28 protein-coding genes and 1 tRNA gene are annotated in these 23,432 nt (G+C 41.6%); 23 read left to right on the forward strand and 6 right to left on the reverse strand.

Annotation, left to right across the window (positions count from 1 at the left end; translation table 11 throughout):
* The first annotated feature begins 266 nt into the window (after positions 1 to 266).
* The 4 genes from TAO_RS01590 (at position 267) to TAO_RS01605 (ending at position 3,687) form a co-directional block, all read left to right on the forward strand.
* Positions 267 to 794 (forward strand): cupredoxin domain-containing protein, encoded by a 528-nt coding sequence (locus TAO_RS01590; RefSeq protein WP_096526309.1) that lies wholly within the window; start codon positions 267 to 269, stop codon positions 792 to 794.
* A 36-nt stretch (positions 795 to 830) separates the two neighbouring features.
* Positions 831 to 2,321, forward strand: a complete 1,491-nt coding sequence (locus TAO_RS01595; RefSeq protein WP_096526310.1) for a cbb3-type cytochrome c oxidase subunit I — start codon at positions 831 to 833, stop codon at positions 2,319 to 2,321.
* Positions 2,322 to 2,501: 180 nt separating this feature from the next.
* The gene (locus TAO_RS01600; RefSeq protein WP_096526311.1) at positions 2,502 to 3,128 is read left to right on the forward strand and encodes an SCO family protein; all 627 of its coding nucleotides are present in this window, start codon (positions 2,502 to 2,504) and stop codon (positions 3,126 to 3,128) included.
* A complete protein-coding gene (locus TAO_RS01605) occupies positions 3,118 to 3,687 on the forward strand; it encodes a hypothetical protein (protein WP_096526312.1) in 570 nt (189 codons plus the stop codon). The genes TAO_RS01600 and TAO_RS01605 overlap by 11 nt, the downstream gene beginning before the upstream one ends.
* A 49-nt stretch (positions 3,688 to 3,736) precedes the next feature.
* Here TAO_RS01605 and TAO_RS01610 read toward each other — a convergent pair whose 3' ends face one another.
* Positions 3,737 to 4,198, reverse strand: a complete 462-nt coding sequence (locus TAO_RS01610) for an RrF2 family transcriptional regulator (protein ID WP_096526313.1) — start codon at positions 4,196 to 4,198, stop codon at positions 3,737 to 3,739.
* A gap of 439 nt (positions 4,199 to 4,637) precedes the next feature.
* Between TAO_RS01610 and TAO_RS01615 the strand changes: the two genes are divergently transcribed.
* The 5 genes from TAO_RS01615 to TAO_RS01635 all read left to right on the forward strand — a co-directional run bounded on the left by TAO_RS01615 (position 4,638) and on the right by TAO_RS01635 (position 8,223).
* On the forward strand, positions 4,638 to 4,922 hold the full coding sequence (locus tag TAO_RS01615; protein WP_096526314.1) for an HU family DNA-binding protein: 285 nt from the start codon (positions 4,638 to 4,640) through the stop codon (positions 4,920 to 4,922).
* A gap of 134 nt (positions 4,923 to 5,056) precedes the next feature.
* On the forward strand, positions 5,057 to 5,917 hold the full coding sequence (locus tag TAO_RS01620; protein ID WP_197702500.1) for a hypothetical protein: 861 nt from the start codon (positions 5,057 to 5,059) through the stop codon (positions 5,915 to 5,917).
* Positions 5,918 to 6,949: 1,032 nt separating this feature from the next.
* Positions 6,950 to 7,213 carry a hypothetical protein gene (locus TAO_RS01625; protein WP_145955137.1) on the forward strand — a complete coding sequence of 88 codons (264 nt, stop codon included), beginning with the start codon at positions 6,950 to 6,952 and terminating at the stop codon, positions 7,211 to 7,213.
* A 31-nt stretch (positions 7,214 to 7,244) separates the two neighbouring features.
* Positions 7,245 to 7,625: a hypothetical protein gene (locus TAO_RS01630; protein WP_172419039.1), complete on the forward strand. Its 381-nt coding sequence runs from the start codon at positions 7,245 to 7,247 to the stop codon at positions 7,623 to 7,625.
* 160 nt (positions 7,626 to 7,785) lie between these two features.
* Positions 7,786 to 8,223 carry a DUF29 domain-containing protein gene (locus TAO_RS01635; RefSeq protein WP_096526318.1) on the forward strand — a complete coding sequence of 146 codons (438 nt, stop codon included), beginning with the start codon at positions 7,786 to 7,788 and terminating at the stop codon, positions 8,221 to 8,223.
* Positions 8,224 to 8,450: 227 nt separating this feature from the next.
* Here the strand turns inward: TAO_RS01635 and TAO_RS01640 are convergent.
* A tRNA-Leu gene (locus tag TAO_RS01640) sits at positions 8,451 to 8,537 on the reverse strand.
* A gap of 81 nt (positions 8,538 to 8,618) precedes the next feature.
* Here TAO_RS01640 and rnr point away from each other — a divergent pair.
* Positions 8,619 to 10,784 carry a ribonuclease R gene (rnr, locus tag TAO_RS01645; RefSeq protein ID WP_096526319.1) on the forward strand — a complete coding sequence of 722 codons (2,166 nt, stop codon included), beginning with the start codon at positions 8,619 to 8,621 and terminating at the stop codon, positions 10,782 to 10,784.
* Between the two features lie 251 nt (positions 10,785 to 11,035).
* Here rnr and asd read toward each other — a convergent pair whose 3' ends face one another.
* The gene (asd, locus tag TAO_RS01650) at positions 11,036 to 11,929 is read right to left on the reverse strand and encodes an archaetidylserine decarboxylase (protein WP_096526320.1); all 894 of its coding nucleotides are present in this window, start codon (positions 11,927 to 11,929) and stop codon (positions 11,036 to 11,038) included.
* Positions 11,930 to 12,110: 181 nt separating this feature from the next.
* On the opposite strand from asd, the gene gspE reads away from it, so the two are divergent.
* The 5 genes from gspE to TAO_RS01675 all read left to right on the forward strand — a co-directional run bounded on the left by gspE (position 12,111) and on the right by TAO_RS01675 (position 16,533).
* Positions 12,111 to 13,853 carry a type II secretion system ATPase GspE gene (gene gspE, locus TAO_RS01655; protein ID WP_096526321.1) on the forward strand — a complete coding sequence of 581 codons (1,743 nt, stop codon included), beginning with the start codon at positions 12,111 to 12,113 and terminating at the stop codon, positions 13,851 to 13,853.
* A 22-nt stretch (positions 13,854 to 13,875) separates the two neighbouring features.
* Positions 13,876 to 15,108 (forward strand): type II secretion system F family protein, encoded by a 1,233-nt coding sequence (locus tag TAO_RS01660; RefSeq protein ID WP_096526322.1) that lies wholly within the window; start codon positions 13,876 to 13,878, stop codon positions 15,106 to 15,108.
* A 13-nt stretch (positions 15,109 to 15,121) separates the two neighbouring features.
* Positions 15,122 to 15,565 carry a type II secretion system major pseudopilin GspG gene (gspG, locus tag TAO_RS01665; protein WP_172419040.1) on the forward strand — a complete coding sequence of 148 codons (444 nt, stop codon included), beginning with the start codon at positions 15,122 to 15,124 and terminating at the stop codon, positions 15,563 to 15,565.
* 61 nt (positions 15,566 to 15,626) lie between these two features.
* Positions 15,627 to 16,139, forward strand: a complete 513-nt coding sequence (locus tag TAO_RS01670; protein WP_096526323.1) for a GspH/FimT family protein — start codon at positions 15,627 to 15,629, stop codon at positions 16,137 to 16,139.
* Entirely contained in the window at positions 16,126 to 16,533 is a 408-nt protein-coding gene (locus TAO_RS01675; RefSeq protein WP_096526324.1) for a prepilin-type N-terminal cleavage/methylation domain-containing protein, read from the forward strand. The genes TAO_RS01670 and TAO_RS01675 overlap by 14 nt, the downstream gene beginning before the upstream one ends.
* 250 nt (positions 16,534 to 16,783) lie before the next feature.
* Here the strand turns inward: TAO_RS01675 and TAO_RS09620 are convergent, their stop codons facing one another.
* Entirely contained in the window at positions 16,784 to 16,957 is a 174-nt protein-coding gene (locus TAO_RS09620) for a hypothetical protein (RefSeq protein ID WP_172419041.1), read from the reverse strand.
* Between the two features lie 418 nt (positions 16,958 to 17,375).
* On the opposite strand from TAO_RS09620, the gene TAO_RS01680 reads away from it, so the two are divergent.
* The 4 genes from TAO_RS01680 to TAO_RS01695 all read left to right on the forward strand — a co-directional run bounded on the left by TAO_RS01680 (position 17,376) and on the right by TAO_RS01695 (position 20,155).
* The gene (locus TAO_RS01680; protein WP_096526325.1) at positions 17,376 to 17,795 is read left to right on the forward strand and encodes an NfeD family protein; all 420 of its coding nucleotides are present in this window, start codon (positions 17,376 to 17,378) and stop codon (positions 17,793 to 17,795) included.
* A 28-nt stretch (positions 17,796 to 17,823) separates the two neighbouring features.
* A complete protein-coding gene (locus tag TAO_RS01685; RefSeq protein ID WP_096526326.1) occupies positions 17,824 to 18,756 on the forward strand; it encodes an SPFH domain-containing protein in 933 nt (310 codons plus the stop codon).
* Positions 18,757 to 18,846: 90 nt separating this feature from the next.
* A complete protein-coding gene (locus TAO_RS01690; protein ID WP_096526327.1) occupies positions 18,847 to 19,236 on the forward strand; it encodes a hypothetical protein in 390 nt (129 codons plus the stop codon).
* A gap of 136 nt (positions 19,237 to 19,372) precedes the next feature.
* Positions 19,373 to 20,155 (forward strand): class I SAM-dependent methyltransferase, encoded by a 783-nt coding sequence (locus tag TAO_RS01695; RefSeq protein WP_096526328.1) that lies wholly within the window; start codon positions 19,373 to 19,375, stop codon positions 20,153 to 20,155.
* A 21-nt stretch (positions 20,156 to 20,176) separates the two neighbouring features.
* Here TAO_RS01695 and TAO_RS01700 read toward each other — a convergent pair whose 3' ends face one another.
* Positions 20,177 to 20,419: a glutaredoxin family protein gene (locus TAO_RS01700; protein WP_096526329.1), complete on the reverse strand. Its 243-nt coding sequence runs from the start codon at positions 20,417 to 20,419 to the stop codon at positions 20,177 to 20,179.
* A 147-nt stretch (positions 20,420 to 20,566) separates the two neighbouring features.
* Here TAO_RS01700 and nfi point away from each other — a divergent pair, with 147 nt between their 5' ends.
* Complete coding sequence (gene nfi, locus TAO_RS01705; protein WP_096526330.1) at positions 20,567 to 21,241, forward strand: deoxyribonuclease V; 675 nt, start codon at positions 20,567 to 20,569, stop codon at positions 21,239 to 21,241.
* On the opposite strand, the gene TAO_RS01710 is transcribed toward nfi, so the two are convergent.
* On the reverse strand, positions 21,187 to 21,456 hold the full coding sequence (locus TAO_RS01710; protein WP_231910542.1) for an ATP-binding cassette domain-containing protein: 270 nt from the start codon (positions 21,454 to 21,456) through the stop codon (positions 21,187 to 21,189). The two genes, nfi and TAO_RS01710, sit on opposite strands and share 55 nt — an antisense overlap.
* Before the next feature lie 113 nt (positions 21,457 to 21,569).
* On the opposite strand from TAO_RS01710, the gene rlmB reads away from it, so the two are divergent.
* The 3 genes from rlmB to rpsR all read left to right on the forward strand — a co-directional run bounded on the left by rlmB (position 21,570) and on the right by rpsR (position 23,338).
* Entirely contained in the window at positions 21,570 to 22,382 is an 813-nt protein-coding gene (gene rlmB / locus TAO_RS01715) for a 23S rRNA (guanosine(2251)-2'-O)-methyltransferase RlmB (RefSeq protein WP_096526332.1), read from the forward strand.
* 155 nt (positions 22,383 to 22,537) lie between these two features.
* Positions 22,538 to 22,972: a 30S ribosomal protein S6 gene (rpsF, locus tag TAO_RS01720; RefSeq protein WP_096526333.1), complete on the forward strand. Its 435-nt coding sequence runs from the start codon at positions 22,538 to 22,540 to the stop codon at positions 22,970 to 22,972.
* 141 nt (positions 22,973 to 23,113) lie between these two features.
* Positions 23,114 to 23,338: a 30S ribosomal protein S18 gene (gene rpsR / locus TAO_RS01725; RefSeq protein WP_096526334.1), complete on the forward strand. Its 225-nt coding sequence runs from the start codon at positions 23,114 to 23,116 to the stop codon at positions 23,336 to 23,338.
* Positions 23,339 to 23,432: the final 94 nt, after the last annotated feature.

The raw sequence follows: 23,432 nt of genomic DNA on the forward strand, positions 1-23,432 counted from the left end.
CTAATACTAACTTAGAGTTTATAATTTTTTTTGCTAATCTTTATTAGATAGCTAGATTAGTGTTTACTTTAAGGGGTTTTGTAGGTTTTTGCTAATTAATAATTAATAAATTAAGAGGCAATATTTATAGTAATTATTAAGTTAAACTATGAAACTTCAGGGGAGTGCATTAGAATGTTCTCCTGCTTTTGTTGACAAAGAATTATTTAAAATATATGTTTTAAGTTCTATACTTTTAGTAAGTCTATGAGAAAAGGATAAATACAATGCAGTCAGCCGCGTGGTATATAACACTCATTAGCGTAATATCACTCATTGGGGTGTTTTATTTTGTTATCAGCAACTCTAAGGTAAAGGAGGAATATTCATCTTTTAGTAAAGCATGGTATGGGGTTCGTGGTAAGTGGTTTATTTTCCTAATAATTTTATGGGTTACATTACTCATAATAACGTTAAAGCCATTTCCTCTTCCTTCCCAGACTGAAAATTATAGCGATAAGGGCGATCAGATAATCGATGTTAGTGGCCATCAGTGGTACTGGGTCATGAGTTCTGATACCGTTGTTATAGATAAGCCTGTAGTGTTTCAAGTAACTACCGGCGATGTCAACCATGGCTTTGGTGTCTATAATGAGAAGCTGGAGCTAGTTGCTCAAGTTCAAGCGATGCCAGGTTACACTAATAAATTGGTTTATACATTTACTCAACCGGGTAAATACCGCATTCTCTGCTTGGAGTATTGCGGAGTAGCACACCATGGCATGATAGGCGAGTTGAACGTAAAAGAGAGCTAAGCTTATGGAGTATAAGGAGAGAACAGTGAGGCAGTTATGAGTAAAGCAACAGTGGACAAAATTCATTATAGTGACGCAGAGAATCGGGGTGCTTTGATCGCAGTAAAAGCTCATTTAATTACTGGTTTTCTGGTTTTTTTATTAATGATGTTAGGGGGTGCCGTGATGCGCGCCGCTCAGGGTGCCCTAATGCCATCGGTAGGAGCAGATTTGTTCTACCAGATTATGACAGTACATGGAGTTGGTGTAGTTGGTACATCAGCGATTGCTTCAACAGGCATACTATGGTATTTCCTACGTCAATATGTACAATTAAGCACTAAGATATTTTGGCTTAATTTTTTTATTTTCCTGACTGGCGTAGTCATAATTTTAGGATCTATTTTCCTTGGAGGATATGCGGGCGCTTGGACTTTTCTATATCCCTTACCAGGTATTTCTCTTGGTGTTTGGTCTACAGGGGCTGCTGCGGGATTTCTAATTGGCTTGCTCCTTATTGGTACTGGATTTCTAATTCTCTATTTGGACTGGGGTCGTGCTATTCTTTCTCGTTATGGAAGTTTTGGGCAAGCATTAGGATTACCACAGTTATTTGGTAAGGAGCCTTTAAACCCTTATCATCCAACAACCGTAGTCGTTGGGACTATGGTACTTATCGTTGATTTCCTTGGCATTGCCGCTGGGGCTGTAGCGTTGGTGATAATGCTAATAAATCTTTACAACCCAGAATTCAAGCCTGATGCGTTACTAGTCAAAAATCTAATTTATTTCTTTGGCCACGTAATTATCAATGCAGCTATGTACGCTTCGGTATCAGCAGTTTATGAGCTATTACCCCAGTACACGGGTCGACCCTATAAAACTTCAAAGGTCTTCTATGCTGCTTGGTTTGCTATCGTTTTTATGGTGATGGCAGTTTACCCGCATCATCTATATATGGATTTCCCCTTGCCTAAATGGATAATGATCGTTGGTCAAGTACTTTCCTATGGTAGTGGTATTCCGTTGATGGTAGTTACGGGTTATGGTGCTTTAATGCTTGTGTACCGTTCTGGGATTCAATGGAATACTTCTGCTAAATTATTGATACTTTCTATGTTTGGCTGGGCAGCAGGGGGTATCCCAGCAGTTCTTGATTCCATGATAACGTTCAACAAGGTTTTACATAATACCTTATGGGTACCTGGCCATTTCCATTTTTATCTACTGCTAGGTTTATTACCCATGATTTTAGGATTTACTCTCTATCTCTTTAACATCCCGCAGGAAAAAGAGCCTCCTTTAGTTGAAAAACTTGGTTTTTATAGCTATGCAGGAGGTGCTTTACTGTTATCCCTAGTTTTCTTGAATAGTGGATCTAATGGTATTCCTCGTCGTTGGGCTGTTCATTTGGATGAGTGGATTCCCTATGCTCAGCTGGGTGCTGTAGCTGCAGTATTAGTAGTATTTGGATTTTTACTATTTACTGTACGCGTTCTTATCGTACTACCAAAAGCAGCAGAACCTGTACCTGCAGCTGTTCATTAATTAAGGTTAGGAAAATCCAAGCCTCGTTCTTAATTAGTTAAGAGCGAGTGCTTGGAGAATCTTCAAGTATTAAAATGATTTTCTTCCTATGTAGCATAGGTTATTTTGAGGTAGATTAGAGATAAATATTATTTAGAATTGCGAAATAGACTCAATAGGCTCAATTAAGAGGGTTAAGCGATGAAGACCTTGTTTTTGAGTACTTTCTTAGGAATATCAGGTTTAATGATATTGTGGGTAGGCACGGATGGTGGCCGTGCCTTCACTGCAGAGACGGCACGCCGTTTAGAAGTGCAGGAACGTCCAAAGCTAGTTCCAATTTGGCACCTAGAGGATCAAAATTCTAAAATATTGACATTAAGCGATTGGGCCAATCATTATACAGTAGTAGACTTTATTTATACTAGCTGCACCAGTGCCTGCTTAGTGTTAGGTAGTGAATTGCAAAGCCTTCAGAAAAAATTTGAATTGGCGCTTAATGATAACAAACTGCGTCTATTAAGTATTAGCTTTGATCCAGAGCATGATACTCCAGAGCGGCTTCGTACCCATCTCTCCCATTTCTCAGGTGATGGTGAACATTGGGTTGCTGCACGCCCAACTAGTCTCGCTGAAAGGAAAGAAATTCTAGATTTTTTTAAGGTGACAGTAATACCGGATAAAATGGGGGGTTATACACACTCTGCAGGCTATCATGTTATTAATCCCCATGGCCAGCTAGTGGCCATTTTTGGAGTAGAGGAGTACTCCATGCTACAAGATTACTTATCTCTAGCGCTTTCAAAGGAGGGGATTGATGAAAGTTAAATACCAGCGGTATTTTCCTTCTTTTGCTTGGGGACTATTAGCTCTACCACCTTTAAGGCACATTTTAGAGTCCAGTATGGTAACCCATATGCTAATACAGCTACCGGCCTTAGCGTTTGTGGGATGGTGGTTTGGTCAAGGTTTTTCCAAAGATCTTACGCGTAAAATCGCACTTTGGAATCAGTGGGGTATTACCGGCATGGTTTTAGTAGTTATAACTATGTTTTATTGGATGTTACCTCGAGCATTGGATGCTGCTATTTCAGAGCCAGTTTTTGAAGCTGCTAAGTTTTTTGTTATCCCGTTATTTATTGGTACTGCATTTAATCTAAGCTGGTCTTCGCTTCCTCCTATAGCCCAAGGCGTATTGAAATTAGAGTTCTGGGCTACATTTATGCGTCTGGGCTGGCTTTATATAGTACTTCCAGATCGTTTGTGCGCAAACTATTTATTAGGGGATCAAAGGATCCTCGGTTATATCTTATTAATTTTAGGTAGTGTTTGGGCAGTTAGTTGGGCTCTCAAGATTTTATTTGGAATAAGATGGCGTTGGGCATAATGCCTCTTATTATTAGATTAATATTTGTTAGGCCATATACATTTTATAGCTAGCTGTTCGCAGCTCGTGATGGAAACCACGCAATCCGCAGGGAAGAATAGAGATCATCTTTATTTTTAGTGATGTCAGCTAGCGTATAACGATCTAATACTGCAATAAATGCACGTTGGGCTTCCCAGAAAACGTTTTTTAATTGACAACAAGACGCAGTAGGACAGGTATTATGGCTATTATTAAAACACTCAGCAAGTTCAAACCGTCCTTCTGTATTGCGTACTACCTCTCCTAGGTTAATTTTCTCTGGCGGCAACGCTAAGCATATACCCCCTCCTTTACCACGAGTGGTGCTAATATACTTTAGATTTGCTAGATTATGCACTATCTTTCCAAGATGGTTTCGAGAGATACCATAACTATTTGCTATCTCATTAATTGTAGTGAGTTGTTTATCATGAAGGCTAACGTAAATTAAAACTCGGAGTGAATAGTCTGTATATTGTGTAAGCTGCATTGTATCCCCCTAAAAATAATGGATTTCAGTTGTTCTAATTAAATAATAGATAAAAATATAGTTTTGTGCTTGTATATTTTAAACCGCAATCGATCCATGATTTACCTAAGTAATATTATTGATATTCTATAATTTTACGGTGCACTTTCGTAGAGGTATATTTCAAAGGAGGTGGATAAGTATTATTGTCAGTAGATTAAAATTAGAGTCTATTATATCGCTAACATAGCTAGACTTCTTATTTATTGCCTATGTAGATGATATTTGAGGTACTCTGTTAAAAACGGAAGATATTATTTTAAAAGCAGCTCAGGGTTGGAGAAGGTTAGCTTTACCCTTAAAAATAATATATAAGCAAATTTATTTTAGCGTTGACCGATCTCGTATTCACAATTTTCTGGAAAATAAGCACTATTAAATCGCTAGGAGCGCATCCTTTATGAATAAGACAGAGCTAGTTAATTTTGTTGTTTCAGGGGCTAATCTCACCCAAGCTGATGCTCAGCACGCTGTAAACGCATTACTTCAAACAATTACAGAGACCTTAAAGAAAAAAGGAACAGTTAATCTAATAGGATTCGGTTCTTTTTCTGTACAAAAGCGGGCATCTCGTTCAGGCCGGCACCCTCGAACTGGAGAAGCAATTACTATACCAGCAACGAATATGCCTGTCTTCAAACCGGGTAAGACTCTTAAAGAGGCCGTACAGCAGCAAAAGCGATAATAATAATTACTTGGGTGTGGTTTAAAAAGTGCTTTTATTTTTTTATGCCCTCAGTTTAGAACCACACCCTTAGTTTTACGATTGCTTGATTTATCATTATGTATTCAGTATCTGATAAGAACATCAATTACTTAATGCGAAATTGGTCGGATTCTCAGTCGGGCAGGATTCAACTGGGATCTGATGCTCATAAGCAAATGTTCTGCCGTTTCCTTTTGGAAACCCATCATCCCTATAAACCGGAAGAGATCAAGTGGCCTAAGCTGTCTCCTGAGGTTATGGAGCAGGTAGCTAAAATTCCAATTTGGGATATTGCTATACAGACTGAAGGACGTGCCTCAATTCGAGTAGCCACTTATGCTAAGACTATAACTGATAAGCTGTTACGGGCGGCGCTAGATATGGACGCTAGCGAGGAGGCTCGGCATAAGATAGCGTTAGGGCAGCTGGTTGTAGCTTATAATATTCTTATAGCGCCTGAGCCTGATTATCTTGCGCCAAAGGATGCTGAATGGGCTTGGTTGGTTACGGGTTATAGTGAGTGCATTGATAGCTTCTTTGCCTTTGGTTTATTCGAATCTGCTAAGCGTTTTGGCTTTTTCCCAGCCGAGCTAGTGGAGATTTTTGAGCCAGTGGTGCAAGAAGAAGCGCGTCATATTCTATTCTTCGTTAACTGGGTTGCTTGGCATCGGCATAACTTGCGGTGGTGGAAACGCCCTTTATTTTTTATCCGAACTTTCGCGGTATGGGTATTTTTAATTTGGGAGCGAATTAGTATTGTCCGTGGCCTAGATGATCAAGGTGAGATGCAAGATGCTAATTTTGCTGTCACTGGCAGCAAACAGATGGGTATCAATATCCAACCAAAGGAGCTATTTGAGCTGTGCCTAATAGAGAATAAGCGGCGCATGGAAGGTTATGATTATCGGCTGCTGAGACCAGCAATAGTGCCATTTATTGTGCAGCTAGCCTGTAAATTTATGAAGGGCACATAAAAGCCATAATAAATGCTGAATTAACCGCTAGAAAGTATTTGATTATAAAATTTTATTTATCTATATTTTTTAAATAAAGCCTATCAAAGAGGATAGATTTATTAACTGCTCGCATGTCGCAATTACCGGCTTATATGCATTCACCAACTTGGCTTCTGTCAAGTATGCTTATTGCGCTTTTCCTGCTTCATCAGAGCCTCTATTGATTGCTTGGACTTATCAAGCTATCGTTGAGTAGCAAGGCTGTCTTGTTGTGGCTACATCCTAGCTTGATAGAAACGATACCCAATGTTAACAATCTATCTTCTCCGCCCTCATGCTCCGTGCACCATTACATTGCGCATCGTCGGGAGTGTCGCGTGGGCCTTTGTATTTCTTCAATGCTGATTGTTTCTAGGGTTAACTTGCTTTAATTACTCGTTAAGATGGTATGCAAGTACTAATTTAGGCTAATTATAGATATTTTCGTGGGACTTATTCTTAAAAGGCGGGCAATAAGTCAGTGATATTGTTTTGTTGCACCAGAATCTATTCTTGGTTAAGATAATTTTTGGTGCCGAGGGGAAGCCCTAAACTATTCTTTCAATCCTTCCCATATCCTTCCAAGACCCCTTAATATTCCGAGCTTCTCCAGCTTCACAGTTCCCAAGCGTTCCCATATACTTCCATTATTGCCCTTAATTTTGGGGTATAGAGGTATTTAAACGGGAGGCATTTACTAACGTAAAGCCCAGGAGAAAGCGCAATGGCTCACCTTTAAAACAGTAGCTGAACGCTGGTATCGAGGCCGTGCAGAATTAGCTAAAAAGCCTTGGGCAGTATCCACCGCTAAAAATGAATGCAAACAATATAACCATATTCAGTAAACAGTATAGCAATGGATACATCTAACACAACTAAAAAATGATGTGTTTCGGCATGATGCTCGATGAATATTGGCTTGTACACCTGAAACACCTGAAACACCAAAGAATAAACAGAAAATAAAAGAGTAGATAACAAGCAAAGTGAGAATTGAAACGAATGAGGAAGATGAAGAAGCCGAAAACTATTAACTGGGCAATACCTATAGAAATGCTGATGGATGATAGGAAATTGCAGCGAGCAAAGGAAAGCAAAGATGCTATCGATACAGCGTTATTAGAACTTGGACTACCGAGGGTTGGAACTGGAGCATTAGAGAATAATAGATCGATATTCAAGGGTATCGAACATCTTCTAGATGAACCCCCCATGAATTTCGGTACTGGCTTCCCCGATCGAGCAAGGAGAAAAAAATATAAAGATGCTGATTAAAAGGATTAACACCATAATTAGCCGTGAGCTAATGGCCTTAACATCTCAACTGGAAGAAACAGGCGATGAGGAGCCTAGGCAGGTGCTCAATAGCTTAGTTGATTTTATTGATAAGCATGAAGTTAGCCGGTTAGTAGCCATAGGTAATTCAGCCTCACAAATCCCTGTAAAGAACTTAGCAGGTTACACCAGAATAGATCCTGAAGGTGCCAAGCAGTATCTATTTAGCTCCCCTGGACTAAGAGAGGCATTAAAGGGCTTGGATTTTAAGCGGGCTATTGAGGTGCTGATTGAGAAGGGGATATTACCACCTGCTAGAGCTGATGGGAAAACATCCAGACTAGAACGAATAAACGGCAAGATGACTAGAGTTTATATCATCAACTATGATGCCTTGATAGAAAATATTTAATTTTTATCTGGAGTATATTAAAAACAGGTGTATCAGGTGTGTTAAGTGCACAAGTCAATATTCATCGAGCATCATGCCGAAGCACATCATTTTTTTAAGGTGCTTCAGGTATTTAAGTAGGAAATAACCATGAATATACAAACAAAAGAGGTATTAACCCATGAGTACCTATGAAACTGATTTTTATGGCTGGACACAGGAAACCGCTGAGTTGCTTAAGCAAGGCCGATTTAGTGAGGTAGATATGGAGGCACTGATTGAAGAAGTTGAAGATATGGGAACCAATAAAATTGGACAGCTAGAAAATAGATTGATCGTGCTGATAGCTCACCTACTTAAATGGCAATATCAGCCTGAACATCGTAGTAATAGCTGGAGGGCAACTATTGAAGACCAGCGGATTAGAATACATCGGTTAATTATGAAAAACCCAAGCCTTAAGCCTCGTTTTATAGAATCAATTTTAGAGGCTTATCCGATTGCCGTATTGCGAGCGGTACAAGAAACCAACTTAGCCAAGAGTACGTTCCCCGCTAGCTTTGAACGAACCGGTTGGCGTATAGAGCAAGTATTGGATGAGGGGTTTTACCCTGGTTAAGATCGGGCTTATTTTTCTTTTGGTTTAAATAAAGAGGCTTTACCTATTACCGAAAAGATAAAGGGCTTAACGCGTAGTTACAATGTTATTTAAACAACGTATACTGCTGGACATTGGTTATTGAATACAATTAGGGAACAAAAAATAATTTAGGGGTATATCTGGGGGTATTTTTTTACATTAAGTATGAAAAACCTAGTTAATATCAAATATTTAATGATAATTTTTGGTGCCGAGGAGAGGACTTGAACCTCCACAGGGTTTCCCCTACATGGACCTGAACCATGCGCGTCTACCAATTCCGCCACCTCGGCATGTATTTATAGATGTCAATATTTAAAATATAGATATCCTTGAGAGAGCAGAAACTTTACCGGCCTGAAAATTACTTGTCAATGCATAATTGGAAAAAAAAGGATCCCTACTTTACTCGTGAAGCCCAGAAGTATGGGCAGGCTATCCCAAGCCGAGAGTACATTATGCAATGCCTAGAGCAGTGGGGCAAGCCAATGACTCGTAAAGAGTTATTAAAGGAGTTGGAGCTTAGTGATGAGCTGCGAGTGGCTTTCTATCGACGCTTACGGGCTATGGAGCGTGAGGGGCAATTAATGTGTAATCGCCGCCACGCATATGGGTTAATTCATAAAATGGATTTAGTGCGCGGCCGGGTAATAGGTCATCGAGAAGGGTATGGTTTCCTCGTCCCTGACTCAGGAGGAGAAGATCTTTACCTTTCTGCTCGAGAAATGCGCCCTGTGTTACATGGCGATCGGGTTGTAGCTCGAATTATTGGTGTTGATCGGCGTGGACGTCGGGAAGGTGCTATTGTTGAGATTTTAGAGCGTAATAATCATCGGGTTGTCGGTCGTTTTATTGTTGAGGATAATTTAGGGTTTCTAGTACCAAGCAATCGGCGTCTTAACCAAGATATCCTCATTTCACTGGAGCATCAGCAGGGCGCTAAAGATAATCAAATCATTATAGCTGAGATTATAGAACAGCCTACTTCTAGGCACCAGCCGGTGGGTAGGGTTGTAGAGTTACTAGGTGATAATATGGCTCCAGGGATGGAGGTAGATATTGCTATCCAGACCTATGAGCTACCTTATATCTGGCCTGAGGAAGTGTTGGCTGAAGCTAAAACTTTCAATCAGAAAGTGACTAAAGAAGCTAGGGTAGGGCGATTAGATTTGCGGGAGTTACCTTTAGTCACGATTGATGGTGAAGATGCGCAGGATTTTGATGATGCTGTATATGCGGAGCGCAATGGCCAAGGTTGGCGTTTGTGGGTAGCTATTGCGGATGTTTCTTGGTATGTACGGCCTTACTCTGCTTTAGATGTTGAGGCGCAAAAGCGAGGTAACTCAGTGTATTTTCCTAACCGAGTGATACCTATGCTGCCGGAGGTGCTTTCTAATGAACTATGTTCGCTTAACCCTAAAGTAGATCGCTTGTGTTTGGTCTGTGAGATGGAGATCGGCTCACGAGGTGGATTGAATAGTTTTCGCTTTTATCCTGGGGTGATGCGATCAGCTGCTCGATTAACTTATAATCAGGTTGCAGCTATGCTCTTAGATAGGGATCAAAAGCTACAAAAGTGTTATCAAGCAGTACTTCCAGGGCTTGAGAGCATGTATAGCCTATATCAGTTGCTGCGCAAAGGACGATCTCGGCGAGGCGCTATTGATTTTGAGGTCGCTGAGACCAAAATTATTTTTGATAAACTTCAAAAAATTAAAGATATTCAGCTTGCGGTACGTAATGATATTCATCGGCTGATTGAAGAGTTTATGATTTTAGCTAATGTTGCTGCTGCTCGCTTCTTGGCCAAACGCAAGATTCTAAGTCTTTTTCGTGTTCATGAGCAGCCAGCAGAAGATAAGCTGGTTGATTTACGGAGCTTTTTGGCGGAGCTAGGATTAGAATTACGAGGGGGAGATTCCCCTAAATCTAAGGATTTTTCACACCTTCTGCAGCAGATTCAAGGGCGATCAGATGCTCACCTTATTCAGACCATTATGCTGCGTAGTCTTAAACAAGCCATCTATAGCCCAGAAAACAATGGACATTTTGGGTTGGCATTAACTGCCTATACCCATTTTACTTCCCCTATACGGCGCTATCCTGATTTATTGGTTCATCGGGCTATTTATCACATACTAGCGCAGCAGCCCGCAAAAATCTTAAATTACACTCAAGATGAAATGGTAAGTTTAGGAGAGCATTGCTCTATGACGGAACGTCGCGCTGATGAGTCCACTAGAGATGCTGTAGATTGGCTTAAATGCGAGTACATGATGGATAAGATAGGAGAGTGTTTTGATGGCCTAATTACCGGAGTGACTGCCTTTGGGTTATTTGTAGAGCTATGCAATGTTTATGTTGAAGGGTTAATTCATGTTACTGCCTTAGGTAGTGATTATTTTCATTTTGATCCAGTGAAGCATCGTCTTACAGGGGAGCGTACCCATAAAACTTACCGTTTAGCTGATAAGATTCGGGTCGCGGTTGTCCGCGTAGATCTGGATGAGAAAAAGATTGATTTAGAGCTAAGCAAGTAACGGTTAGATAACCAAAAATAGCGAGAAGCTATTATAAAGCGCGTTACTAACTCAGCTGTCGCCTAATGAAGATTAGGCGAAAAAACACTACAATTAACCCCATGTTATTTACCCTTGTGTTCTGTGCTTTCCACTACGCCGCGCAACATCGCTGGGGGGCCGTTATGCGTCCTTGTGCTCTTTCAATGTAATCATTATGGTTTTTTAGCCGCCCTAAATGCTTATTACTTTACTTAAGATATTTTTGATTCTTATTGAGTTGTATTTATCCACTGACCTATAGTTTGCCCCATAATGACCCGAGATCTAGGCTGCAAACTAGGCTGCCAGCTAATTGTGTTGGAGGGAAAAATTAAAATTACGGTAGAACCCATATTAAAACGCCCCATTTCTTGGCCTTTATCTAGCTTAGGTATTTTATCTCCTTTGTATGACCAACGGCGTGGGTGGCGCTGATAAGGAGGAGTAATCTGGCCAGCCCATGCCATTTCAATACTACCTACAAAGATAGCCCCCACTAATACCACGGCTAGAGGGCCTATTTCAGTTTCAAACAAATTAACGACTCGTTCATTACGCGCAAAGAGATTGGGAACTCCATTAACAGTTTTAGGACTCACTGAAAATAATCGGCCAGGTAAATAGATCATCTCCTGTAAGTAGCCTGTTAATGGCATATGAACACGATGATAATCTTGTGGGGAAAGATAAATGGTTGCAAATTGGCCCTGATAAAGCGCGGTTACATAGGTTTCGGAGCCACCTAGTAAGCTAGCCAGATCATAACTCCAACCCTTAGCTTGTATTAGCCGCCCATGGGTAAACGATCCTATTTGACTGACATATCCGTCCACTGGGCAGGCCAATTCATGGGCTATTTTTGTGACCGGCCTTGCACTTTTACGCAGCGCTCGGGCAAAGAAGGTATTAAAATTAGGATAATCTTTAACACTAGTACTTTCTGCCTCCTCCATGTTTACCTTAAAGATTGAGATAAACAAGCGAATTTGTAGCCGTGTTAGCCAAGAAATCCGATGTCGAGTTAAGCGATACATCAACCGAGATAGAAGATGTTGAGGTAGTAGATATTGATATAAACTAAAAAACCAGTCTCTGAGTCGGTGTTGATGAGCATTACTCGCCATGATTAATCCTTATAAATGAGGCTATTTATTTGTTAAATCTTAATATTTCGGTGCTTTGAGGGAAAAAGTTAGCTAATTGTAAAAGGGATAAGTATAGTATTTTATGATTATTTACTAAAGTAATAGAGAAGTATTAATTATTATTAAGTATCATTATCAATAGAGAATAAATTGTATTTTGATGACTCAATTAGCAGTTGATCGTGTTTTTGCTATGATTCCACATCCAGAAGAAGTTACTCCTCAAAGCTTAGATAAGCGGTTTGGTCAGTATTTAGTTGAGCACGGTAAGTTACGGGCAGCGGAATTCCAGCACGCACAACGCTTAGCAACAGAAGAAGGTATACGGCTTTCAATTATGCTAATAAGATTGGGGTTAGTCTCTGAGCGGGATATTGCCGATTCTTTCTCCGCTCTACTTAGTGTACCCCTATGGGTAGGGAGTGAGTATGATGAGATAGCAAATAATCAAGTCTCCCTGCGTTTTCTTAAAGAATCGCGGGCAATACCCATATTAGAAGAAGAAGATTCGGTAGTGCTTGCTGTAGCTGATCCAGGTGATAGCTATGTGCAAGATGCCATTGCGCTAGCTTATGGTAAATCTGTACGCCTTAAAATTGCTTTACCTTCAGAGATTGAAGCAGCCCTTGAACGCTTGGCTGGGGGTAACAAGTCCGCCATGGGGCAGATCGTAGAGCATCTGGGGTCAGAAGAAGATACTGAAGCGGATGTTCAGCATCTGAAAGATATGGCCAGTGAGGCACCGGTAGTCCGCTTAGTGAATCTATTGATTCAGCGGGCGGTGGAATCTCGGGCTTCAGATATTCATATCGAGCCTTTTGAGAGCCGTCTTCGGGTTCGTTATCGAATTGATGGAGTACTACAAGACGTGGAAGCTCCTCCAGCCCGATCCACAGCAGCTGTAATTTCTCGCTTTAAGATTATGGCAAAGCTTAATATTGCTGAACGGCGGCTACCTCAGGATGGGCGAATTCAGCTACGTATTCAAGGCCGAGAGCTTGATTTGCGAGTTTCGACAGTGCCCACCCTGTATGGCGAAAGTGTGGTGCTTCGACTGTTGGATAAAGGGAATGTAGTTTTAAATTTTGAAGCGCTAGGCTTCCAAGATAGCACTTTAGAGCGATTTCTGCGCATACTAGAGCTACCCCATGGCATCATTGTAGTAACAGGTCCTACGGGTAGTGGTAAGAGTACTACTCTTTATACGGCATTAAATAAGCTCAATACTCCAGACCGGAAGATTGTAACGGTGGAAGATCCGGTAGAATATCAGCTTGAGGGGATTAACCAGATTCAAGTGAAAGCTCAGATTGGGCTAACGTTTGCCAGTGCATTGCGATCTATTGTTCGCCAAGATCCAGACGTGATTATGATTGGTGAGATGCGAGATCGGGAAACTGCAGGTATTGCAGTTCAATCAGCGTTAACGGGTCATTTAGTGCTTTCTACCCTCCATACGAATGATGCTGCTGGTGGTGTAACTCGGCTATTAGATATGGGTGTTGAGGATTATTTGCTCACCTCTACAGTCAGCGGTATTTTAGCGCAGCGTTTAGTACGTACCCTCTGTAAACACTGCGCTGAGTCTTATGAGGCGATGCCCGAGCTAGTGGAAGAAATGGGATTACATCGGTTTAGCCAAGATAAACCCATTACTCTCTATCGCCCTGTGGGTTGCGAGCAATGTAATGGCATTGGCTATTATGGTCGAGCTGCTATTATGGAATTTTTGGTAATGAGTGAACCTATTCGTCGCCTTGTGCTCCAACATGCTGATTCTGGCAATATCCAAGCACAAGCCCAGAAAGAAGGTATGCGTATTATGTACGAAGATGGCCTGATTAAAGCCTTATCTGGATTTACTACCCTAGAGGAAGTAATCCGCGTGAGTCAGGAAAGTTAAGGAGCTAAGCGAGCTATTAGCTATGGGGGCTTTTCATTACAAGGCGGCTAATTCAGCTGGAGAGATTATAGAGGGAGAGCATAGAGCAGATCACGAAGCTGGAGTGGTTGAGTGGCTGCATTCTCAGAACTATATTCCAATTCGGATTGAAGAGGCTAAACTTGGAGCGAGAGGCCGATCAAGGCAGCCTCTTAGCAAAAGTTTATTTAGAGATAAAAAAAGAGTTCGCCAGAACGAAGTGGCAATATTGACCGGAGAATTGGCTGCTTTACTGCGAGCAGGGTTACCTTTAGATAGAGCTTTTAGCATTTTAATGGAGATTGCAGACGAAGGACCTGTGAGCCAGCTTTTATCCCGTATCCAAGAGCAAGTGCGAGGAGGATCTTCGTTAGCAGAGGCAATGGAGTCCCAAGGAGAAACCTTTTCTCCACTTTATATCAGCATGATTAGAGCAGGTGAAGCGGGGGGTGCTGTAGATGTCATTCTCGGTCGACTGGCTGAGTTTATGGAACGATCCAAGGCTTTAAAAGATTTAGTTACCTCTGCCTTAATCTATCCTACTATTTTAGTAGGCGTTGCTGGGCTTTCAGTGATTATTCTATTAGCGTTTGTCGTTCCTCAATTTGAGCAACTATTTGAAAGTGCAGGTAAGGCGTTACCCGTAGCAACGCAAATCGTAATTGCTGCTGGTGAGCTTCTGCAAAATTATTGGTGGGCGTTATTACTAGGTTTTTTAGGAATTGTATCACTGGCACGCCATCAGCTACAGATTCCAGAGCGTCGGTACTGGTGGGATGGTTGGCTCTTACAACTCCCCCTAGCAGGGGATTTAATCGCTAAATTAGAGACGGCAAGATTTTCTCGAACTCTAAGTACTTTATTGCTTAATGGAGTGCCTTTGCTTTCGGCGTTGGAGATTGTAAAAGATACCTTGAGCAATATGGTCATGGCGGAATCTCTTGCTGAGGTTGCTGATGATTTACGCCATGGTCATGGAATGTCTGGCCCTTTGCTAGAAACTGGGCTATTTCCAAAAATGGCGGTACAAATGATTAAAGTGGGTGAGGAGACAGGCCAATTGGAGGAGATGTTAGCTCAGGTGGCTACGACTTATGATGTAGAAGTAGAGTCCGCTATTAAGCGTTTATTGGCTTTGTTAGAGCCTGTACTGATACTTAGCTTAGGCGTAGTGATTGCTGGGATTATTATGTCTATATTGGTCGCTATTTTAAGTGTTAATGAATTAGCATTTTAGAAGAGGAAATATAATGCAGCTAATCAGATTAAAGAAATTAAGATATACAAGCAGCTTTGGTTTTACTTTAATTGAGCTGCTAGTAGTATTAGTTATTCTAGGTTTACTTGCTGGATTAGTAGGTCCTCAGGTGATGAAATATTTAGGAGGGGCGAAGACGGATTCAGCTCGGCTTCAGATTGAAAATATAGCCTCTAGCCTTGAGCTTTATCGCCTAGATGTGGGACATTACCCTAACAGTAGTGAAGGACTACAGGCGTTAATCGAAGCACCTCCCGGAGCCTCTAGCTGGAATGGTCCCTATTTCAAGAAAAAACAAGTGCCTAAAGATCCTTGGGGAAATGACTACCATTACCGTTCACCAGGGGAGTATGGCCCTTTTGATATCTATACCTTGGGTGCGGATAATGCTGATGGGGGCGAAAGTGAAAACCGAGATGTTGTAAGCTGGCAATAGCTATAAATACTTCAATTGCTAGAAATGAGAGGAAGCAGTTTAACAGTGGTATGAGTTGGCCATGTTGGAGATTCTGCTTTCTCCTGCTCTTTTAGTAAGAAAAAGAGCTTCTTTGAGGATCGCTCTAGGTAAATCTCAAACAGGGTTTACGTTAGTGGAGCTACTTGTTGTTTTAGCCCTAGCTGGGCTGCTAATGTCATTAATCCCTCCACTGTTAGAAAGGGGTGCCTCTAGCGCTGAGATGAAAGGAGCGGCTCGGCGAGTAGTGGCGGGGCTAAAATATGCCCGCAGCCAAGCTATTACCGGGCACAAAGAAGCTGTTTTAACCCTAGATTTAGAACGTCATCAATTTATGGTGACCGGAAAAAAACACCAGTATCCACTGCCAAGTAATATGGAAATCGGGCTTATGACTGCAAGCTCTCAGGTTGATTCAAAGACTATAGGTAAAATCCGGTTTTTTCCTGATGGTACATCCACCGGAGGGCAGATTACCTTGAGTCGAGGAGATCGTAAATACCTGATTGATATTAATTGGTTAACCGGCCGAGTAGCTATTCTTGACGAGGAATGAGCAAGGTTTTTCCTTGCTAGAGGTATTAGTTGCGTTTGCTATCCTTAGTATTTCCCTCGGGGTTTTGCTGAGAATTTTCTCAACGGGAATGGAAGCCAGTATTTTATCGGAAGAATACACCTATGCCACTTCATTAGCTGAATCCAAGCTTGCAGTGGTAGGGGTGGAAACACCTTATGTAACAGGAACTGAAGAAGGAAAGTTCGGAAAATATAATTGGCGTACGAGTGTTTCCCCTGACCAAGCCTTTAATAATGAGGGCTTAGGCCAAGGGCTTGATAATCCCGCCAGTCGAGCTGTCATGCTTTATAACGTTAAGGTTGAAGTGTTTTGGCGATCGGCAGGTAAGCTACGAACTGTTACCCTTGAAACATTACGTTTAGCTCCGCAATGAAAAACTCATGCATAAATTGCGTAAATCAATATTTTCCCCTTTTCTCAGTTTAAGCGGGAGAAGGTTTGCACCACTTCAACCTCATTACCCATGATTTTATCCACGTATAGTATTATAGGGCGCAGGGCGAAGGCAGTACGTAAATCAGCGTTTGGCAAGCCTTCATACATGTTAGCTCTAGTAAATTCCCACGCTTCATCTATATTAAACACCTTGCCACTGGAATACTGCCATCCTCTTCATGGCGGATTTACTGGCTGGTGAGTTTTCCTGAAAAAGCCATCAATACCCGATAATCACTGTATTCTGGGTTATCATCTTTAACGTATTGTTCCAACGCCAGTTTATAGCGGGCTGCTGCGGGGCACGAGCTAGTCACGATCATAGCCTTAGTCCGTCCATTAAGCAGCTTGGCCTTTATCATCACAATTAATAATCGCGATTAATCCCTGTTGATGGTCAAGCTGTTGCACCGCTTCCTAGAGTTGTGTACCCAGTTGGAGATCAGCCAAATATAAGTGCTAATTCCGGTACGGAAATATCGATGGAGAGTGATAATAGCTTCCAGTAAACCGGGTTCTAAAATAAAGCACTTAATTTCAGACTTACCCCAACTGGTCGGTATCACTATTAAATAAAAGGGATCTGGATAACATAATGACTCCCCATTCGCTGCCTTACTCAAGGCGTTCTAAAATTCAGTCTGATATTTGCGCTATCGACTATTGAAGCAACGCCTTTAGCTATACAGTTATTATTAGTTTTTCTCTTAGTAGCCTAGGATTAGAGTTTTAGGGTAATAAATACTGTATTATCTCTTCGTCATTATTGGAAGCTGAATTATGTGGACCTGGTTAATTATTGCTGGGGTACTGATAGTACTGGAAATGTTGACCGGTACTTTTGCGATGTTGTTTGCTGGCGGTGGAGCATTACTAGCGGCCTTATTGGTTTTTTTAGGAATTGATAGCCTTACCCTTGAAGTGGGAGTATTTGCCATGGGTAGCTTGCTGGGGATGGCAGTAGCGGCAAAGCATCTTGGAAAGAAAAATAAATTACCTCCTGCTTTAGCACCAGAAAGCCAAGGACAAACAGTGGTGGTCGTAGGGTTGCCTAATATTCATGGAGATCTACGAGTGAGATATCGAGGCTCTGAATGGTCGGGGCGGCTGTTACATCGAGATATACCGGTAAAGGAGGGCGATCTATTGGTGATCGTAGGACAGGAAGGATCAATCTTAATACTAGATCAAGTAGACTGATTTATTTTAAAAAAGAGAGGAATAATTAATGATCATAACTGGCGGGCTTATATTTTCTGCTGTATTGGCGGTGTTTGTGATTATCCTGTTAGTCCTTTCTATACGGGTGGTGCCCCAACAGGCCGTATTTGTAGTGGAACGTTTAGGACGTTATCGTGATAGCTTGTTGGCCGGCTTGCATATTTTGATTCCGTTTGTTGATCGGATTGCTTATCGACATACGTTAAAAGAAATCCCCTATGACGTGAGGCCGCAGACGTGTATTACCCAGGACAATACTCAGGTAAAGATTGACGGCATTTTATATTTTCAGGTAACAGATCCTAGGCAAGCCTCTTATGGCACTTCTAATTTAGAGCAAGCTATTGAGCAGCTAGCAAAAACTACTTTACGCTCTGAGGTAGGAAAACGAGCATTGGATCGGTTACTAGAAGATCGAGAGACGATCAATCGATCTGTAGTAGCGGTGTTGGATGAGGCGTGCGTGACTTGGGGGGTCAAGGTACTTCGTTATGAAATTAAAGATATTCTGCCTCCTGAATCGGTGTTACGTTCTATGCAATTGCAGATTACAGCTGAACGAGAGAAACGGGCGAAAATCGCTGAGTCGGAAGGAGAGCGCCAGAAGGAAATTAATCTAGCAGAAGGCGGAAAACAGGCCGCTATCGCAGCCTCTGAAGGATCTATGACCGCAGCGATTAATCAGGCAAAAGGACAAGCTGAGTCTATGCGAATGGTGGCTCAGGCGACTGCTCAAGCTATTGAGATGGTGGCTAAGGCAATTTCGGCTCCTGGCGGGATAGAAGCGGTCAATCTAAAAGTTGCTGAGCAGTATGTAGCCGCTTTTGCTAATATGGCTAAACAAGGGAATACCCTAATCGTACCGGGAAATATGGCCGATATATCTTCTTTAGTAGCCTCTGCCTTAAAAGTAGTACAGGCGACTAACCCTAAAAATTAGTAATATAGGTAACGAATTTTAGGCTCTATTCATAGATTGTATCCCAAAGTATAATCCTCGCACTTTAATTTATTCATTTTAAAACCAGAAATGAAAACTTTTATCCGTATTTTAGCTGTAATGGGTGTTATTGCGGGTTTAGCCGGTTGCCCTCAAATTGATAGCTATAAATATATGGCTTTTGATGAGAAAGGCGAGGCAGCACCTCGGACAATAGAAGCTGCAAAAGCTCGATTTAAAGATAAAACACTGGTAGTTGGACAAACTACAAAGGATGATTTGCGCAAATTACTAGGTACTCCAGAGACGCTAAGAGCAGACGAAAAAGGCCGCCAAATATACGTCTACGTTAAAAATGTTAGGACTAAGGGATTTAGTGAACAGATGGGGACAACTTACATCGCCCGCTATACCCTTGATGCAGAAGGTATACTTTTTGATAAGCAATACTGGGCACAACCTATGGCTGTTGACGATTAATAAAAACCTAGATTAGTTATGGCTGGGATCACTAAGATTCCCATTAGTGGGTTGAGCAATTGATTGCGTTATATTTTGTTTCTATAGTTTAGAAAGAGGCTAGATGAACGCTAGGGAGTAAAAAATAGAGGTCTTCATGCAGAAAACGCCATTAATGCACAACCAAACGATCATTGATCAGTTTTCACAGCAAGCTATCCCTTTTGCTGAATTACCTGGGCATTCTCAGGCTATGCAAATACTGATTGAAATGTCGGATGTATCAGGTGCGGATACTGTTCTTGACGTTGCCTGTGGTCCTGGGCTTGTTGCCTGCGAATTTGCCCTCTATGCAGATCATGTTACGGGTATTGACATTACCTCGCAAATGATCGAGCAGGCTAAAAAACGCCAGCAAGAAAAAAGTCTAACCAATCTTACATGGCAGATTGGGGATGTTTTACCGTTGCCGTTTCCAGATTCGCAATTCTCTATTGTGTTAACGCGCTATACGTTCCATCATTTTCTTAACCCAAGAGCCGTTCTAAATGAAATGATTCGGGTATGCCAGCCGGGTGGTAGGGTTATTATTGTTGATGTGGTGCAGCGCCCGGAAAATGTTGAGGCTTTTGATCAACTAGAGAAACTTCGAGATCCTTCCCATGTCCATGCCCTCACATTCCATGAGATAAATGCTATTATCGCCGATTCTGGGCTTGTAAATATTAAAACTACTCGATATAAATTTGAAGAAGGGCTTGAACAGCTATTAAAAGCTTCGTTTCCAAATCTAGGCGACGAGGAAAAAATTCGTGAAATATTCAGGTTAGATCTTGAGCTTAATCGCAGGGGAATTAATGCGCATCTGCGAGGTAGTGAAATCCATTTTGCTTTTCCTATTTTAGCCATAGCCGGTAGCAAAACTGTAAGAGATGGCTAAGGTTTTCAGGGCGTAGTGTTTTTAGTAACGGTTGATCCATTGGGTAACGGTATCAACCGTAAAAGGCCAATCTAGCACTGATCCTAAATCTGGTTGCATGAGCACTGGAATGCGAGTCCCGTAATGCTTGATAAGTTCAGAATCGTCCCCAATTTCCACCTCTTCAACAGTAATTTTAGGAACTTGGGCTATAATTTCCCGCGCCTCATCACATAAATGACAACCGGCAGTGTGGTAGAGAATAAGCTGCAGATTAGTATCCATATAATAAAATAATTTATTTGTGAATTTTTTATTCTATCGGTATTGAGCAGCTGGCGCTATTCTGATTCTGGATGAGTAGTCATAAATTATTGATAAATTTATGATTTATTTTTAAAAAACTGGATGTAGCGATCAACAGAGAGAGTAATGAGTAAACAATTAAACTATTGCAATTCTCACCCTTGGAATCTTTCTCCCAGTGAGGCTATAGCTTTGCAGCGGAAACTGTCAGCTCAAGTCATTACAGAAGATCGTTTGGATCCCGTACAAACTGTTGCTGGGGTTGATGTTGGTTTTGAGGATCGAGATAGTATCACCCGAGCTGCGGTAGTAGTGTTACGTTTTGATGATCTAAGCTTCATTGAACAGACGGTTGCCAGACAGCCTACGTGTTCTCGTTATATTCCCGGTTTGTTATCTTTTCGTGAGTGCCCAGCGATATTAGCAGCTTTGGCGCAATTAACGGTGACTCCAGATCTCATATTCTGCGATGGGCAGGGAATAGCCCATCCTCGTCGCTTTGGTATTGCTTGCCATCTGGGAGTATTGACTAATTTACCCAGTATTGGCGTAGGTAAGTCTCGTTTGGTGGGTCGACATGAGCCAGTGCCAGAGATGAGGGGAAGTTGGGTACCGTTAATCGATAAGGAGGAAACTATTGGTGCAGTATTACGGACTCGATCTGGAGTAAGTCCAATTTTTGTCTCACCAGGTCATAGGATTAGTTTGACTACCGCCATTGATTATGTGATGGCTTGTACCACCCGCTATCGGTTGCCGGAAACTACCCGTAACGCTGATAAATTAGCCAGTAGTAAATAAAAATATCTTACTCTCCAACGCTGACGTAACATATTCTCGCCTAGTAGATGGATATCGCCATGGCTGGGCAATAATAATCCTAGCATCATAGCCAGCGTTGTAGTTTTCCCTGCACCATTACCGCCTAACAAAGCCGCTATAGATCCAGCGCGGATCGGGAAACTGAGATCCTTAACTGCCTCTATTTTGCCAAAATATTTGCTAAGATGGGTCACCTGAATAGAAAAGGAGTCTATATGAAATAAATTGATACTGGGATATAAGTAGACAGTAATATGAATTATTATAAGGGTTTAATAAATGGATATTCACTCTCGGGTAGTTAGCGGTGCGCAGGAAACGTAAATTTGAAAATCCTCAGCAATTTTCTCCTCATGTAGATGAAGATCAGTTTGATGGTGAACTACGATATGGGCTACATGTAGTTCGTGCTGTTTTGGAACAACCCGCAACCCAGATTATAGCCCTTTGGCTAGATAAAAGCCGAATAAATAAGGGGCTACAAGAGATTGCTGATCTTGCCCATAAACGGGATCTTGCTCCGCTGCTAGTAAATCGAGAGGATTTAGATATTTTAGCCCCTGGTGCTTGCCATCAAGGTGTGATTATCCGCTGCTTAATGCAGCCAGCGTTTACCGAAAGAGGATTATTTACCCTTTTAGCTAACCTGAAAGCGCCTCCTTTTTTACTTATCTTAGATGGGGTTGAAGATCCTCACAACTTGGGGGCTTGTTTACGTACGGCAGAAGCAGCCGGGGTCCATGCAGTAATTGCACCTAAAGATCGAGCAGTAGGTTTAACCCCTGTAGTGCGTAAAGTGTCCAGCGGCGCTGCAGAGCGAATCCCTTTTATAGAGGTTACTAATTTAGCTCGATTAATAGATCAGTTACGTACTCAGGGATTATGGCTAGTAGGGGCAGTGATTGATGAAGGAGAAAGCCTCTATAAGATAGATCTTCATGGCCCGTTAGGTTTGGTGTTAGGTGCTGAAGATCGGGGTCTGCGACGACTAACACGAGAATATTGCGATCATTTAGCCCATATCCCCATGTATGGAACAGTAGGTAGCTTAAATGTTTCCGTTGCCGCTGGTGTATGCCTTTTTGAAGCACAGCGTCAACGCATTTTTAGCCTTAGCTAGAGATTTAATTTTTGTGATTTATAGATAGGTAGCATATAATTTCATACCCTTAATTAAGTTATTGATTTTAGTTAGGGATATTGATTATATATTTTATTAACCTCCTTGTCGCCTTTAATTAGGGTGACTGCCCAAACCATGAGGAGTTATGATTAGTGCGACATTATGAAGTTGTATTTTTAGTTCACCCAGATCAAAGCGAGCAGCTCCCTGCAATGATAGAGCGCTACCGGCAAATGATTGAGGGTGATGGCGGCCATATTCACCGATTGGAAGACTGGGGGCGGCGCCAACTGGCTTACCCAATACAAAAGATTCACAAAGCCCATTATGTCTTGATGAATATCGAGTGTACATCAGCCGCACTTGAGGAGCTTACTAGCGCTTTCCGCTTCAATGACGCGGTACTGCGAGATATGGTCATTCGACGAGAGGAGGCTATTACTGAACTTTCTCTAATCAAAAAAGATGAGTCAGGGGGGCGTCCTTATGATAGCTCACGATCCGATCGTCATAGGTATAGAGATGAGACAGATTCAGCGGCTGAGGAAGAAGGTGATAATCAGGATAGAGGTACTCATGTAGCGTAAATGTTCCCTAGTTCTCTAATTAAAGAGATTTAGAATAAATTTTATGATCATCTATTGTTGGTAGACTAGCGTATCAGAATGGCTATACCTTGGCTGCTAGTTAAATCCTAATTATTAATTATTAATTATTGAAGGTGAATTATGGCGCAATATTTTCGGCGTAAAAAGTTTTGTCGCTTTACTGCCGATGGAGTTAAAGAAATTGATTATAAAGATCTTGTCACTCTTAGAGAGTATATTACTGAGACAGGTAGGATTGTTCCAAGCCGAATTATTGGTACTAAAGCTAAATATCAGCGGCAGTTATCTCGGGCGATCAAGCGAGCTCGCTATTTAGCATTACTCCCTTATTGTGATCGTCATTAATAAATGGCTTTAGAGATTATTGATTGAAAGTGATTATCTTAATAGGAAAGCTACTATATTTAAATTAAGCGACTGATCCTGTCTGATAATAAAT

It is taken from the genome of Candidatus Nitrosoglobus terrae, from assembly GCF_002356115.1.
GTDB classification, from domain to species: Bacteria; Pseudomonadota; Gammaproteobacteria; order Nitrosococcales; family Nitrosococcaceae; genus Nitrosoglobus; species Nitrosoglobus terrae.

What these genes read in the sequence shown, in the direction of transcription:
- TAO_RS01590 (WP_096526309.1), top strand. Translation starts at nt 267, where the DNA reads ATGCAGTCAGCCGCGTGGTATATAACACTCATTAGCGTAATATCACTC.
- TAO_RS01595 (WP_096526310.1), top strand. Translation starts at nt 831, where the DNA reads ATGAGTAAAGCAACAGTGGACAAAATTCATTATAGTGACGCAGAGAAT.
- TAO_RS01600 (WP_096526311.1), top strand. Translation starts at nt 2,502, where the DNA reads ATGAAGACCTTGTTTTTGAGTACTTTCTTAGGAATATCAGGTTTAATG.
- TAO_RS01605 (WP_096526312.1), top strand. Translation starts at nt 3,118, where the DNA reads ATGAAAGTTAAATACCAGCGGTATTTTCCTTCTTTTGCTTGGGGACTA.
- TAO_RS01610 (WP_096526313.1), bottom strand. Translation starts at nt 4,198, where the DNA reads ATGCAGCTTACACAATATACAGACTATTCACTCCGAGTTTTAATTTAC.
- TAO_RS01615 (WP_096526314.1), top strand. Translation starts at nt 4,638, where the DNA reads ATGAATAAGACAGAGCTAGTTAATTTTGTTGTTTCAGGGGCTAATCTC.
- TAO_RS01620 (WP_197702500.1), top strand. Translation starts at nt 5,057, where the DNA reads ATGCGAAATTGGTCGGATTCTCAGTCGGGCAGGATTCAACTGGGATCT.
- TAO_RS01625 (WP_145955137.1), top strand. Translation starts at nt 6,950, where the DNA reads ATGAAGAAGCCGAAAACTATTAACTGGGCAATACCTATAGAAATGCTG.
- TAO_RS01630 (WP_172419039.1), top strand. Translation starts at nt 7,245, where the DNA reads ATGGCCTTAACATCTCAACTGGAAGAAACAGGCGATGAGGAGCCTAGG.
- TAO_RS01635 (WP_096526318.1), top strand. Translation starts at nt 7,786, where the DNA reads ATGAGTACCTATGAAACTGATTTTTATGGCTGGACACAGGAAACCGCT.
- rnr (WP_096526319.1), top strand. Translation starts at nt 8,619, where the DNA reads ATGCATAATTGGAAAAAAAAGGATCCCTACTTTACTCGTGAAGCCCAG.
- asd (WP_096526320.1), bottom strand. Translation starts at nt 11,929, where the DNA reads ATGGCGAGTAATGCTCATCAACACCGACTCAGAGACTGGTTTTTTAGT.
- gspE (WP_096526321.1), top strand. Translation starts at nt 12,111, where the DNA reads ATGACTCAATTAGCAGTTGATCGTGTTTTTGCTATGATTCCACATCCA.
- TAO_RS01660 (WP_096526322.1), top strand. Translation starts at nt 13,876, where the DNA reads ATGGGGGCTTTTCATTACAAGGCGGCTAATTCAGCTGGAGAGATTATA.
- gspG (WP_172419040.1), top strand. Translation starts at nt 15,122, where the DNA reads ATGCAGCTAATCAGATTAAAGAAATTAAGATATACAAGCAGCTTTGGT.
- TAO_RS01670 (WP_096526323.1), top strand. Translation starts at nt 15,627, where the DNA reads ATGTTGGAGATTCTGCTTTCTCCTGCTCTTTTAGTAAGAAAAAGAGCT.
- TAO_RS09620 (WP_172419041.1), bottom strand. Translation starts at nt 16,957, where the DNA reads ATGATAAAGGCCAAGCTGCTTAATGGACGGACTAAGGCTATGATCGTG.
- TAO_RS01680 (WP_096526325.1), top strand. Translation starts at nt 17,376, where the DNA reads ATGTGGACCTGGTTAATTATTGCTGGGGTACTGATAGTACTGGAAATG.
- TAO_RS01685 (WP_096526326.1), top strand. Translation starts at nt 17,824, where the DNA reads ATGATCATAACTGGCGGGCTTATATTTTCTGCTGTATTGGCGGTGTTT.
- TAO_RS01690 (WP_096526327.1), top strand. Translation starts at nt 18,847, where the DNA reads ATGAAAACTTTTATCCGTATTTTAGCTGTAATGGGTGTTATTGCGGGT.
- TAO_RS01695 (WP_096526328.1), top strand. Translation starts at nt 19,373, where the DNA reads ATGCAGAAAACGCCATTAATGCACAACCAAACGATCATTGATCAGTTT.
- TAO_RS01700 (WP_096526329.1), bottom strand. Translation starts at nt 20,419, where the DNA reads ATGGATACTAATCTGCAGCTTATTCTCTACCACACTGCCGGTTGTCAT.
- nfi (WP_096526330.1), top strand. Translation starts at nt 20,567, where the DNA reads ATGAGTAAACAATTAAACTATTGCAATTCTCACCCTTGGAATCTTTCT.
- rpsR (WP_096526334.1), top strand. Translation starts at nt 23,114, where the DNA reads ATGGCGCAATATTTTCGGCGTAAAAAGTTTTGTCGCTTTACTGCCGAT.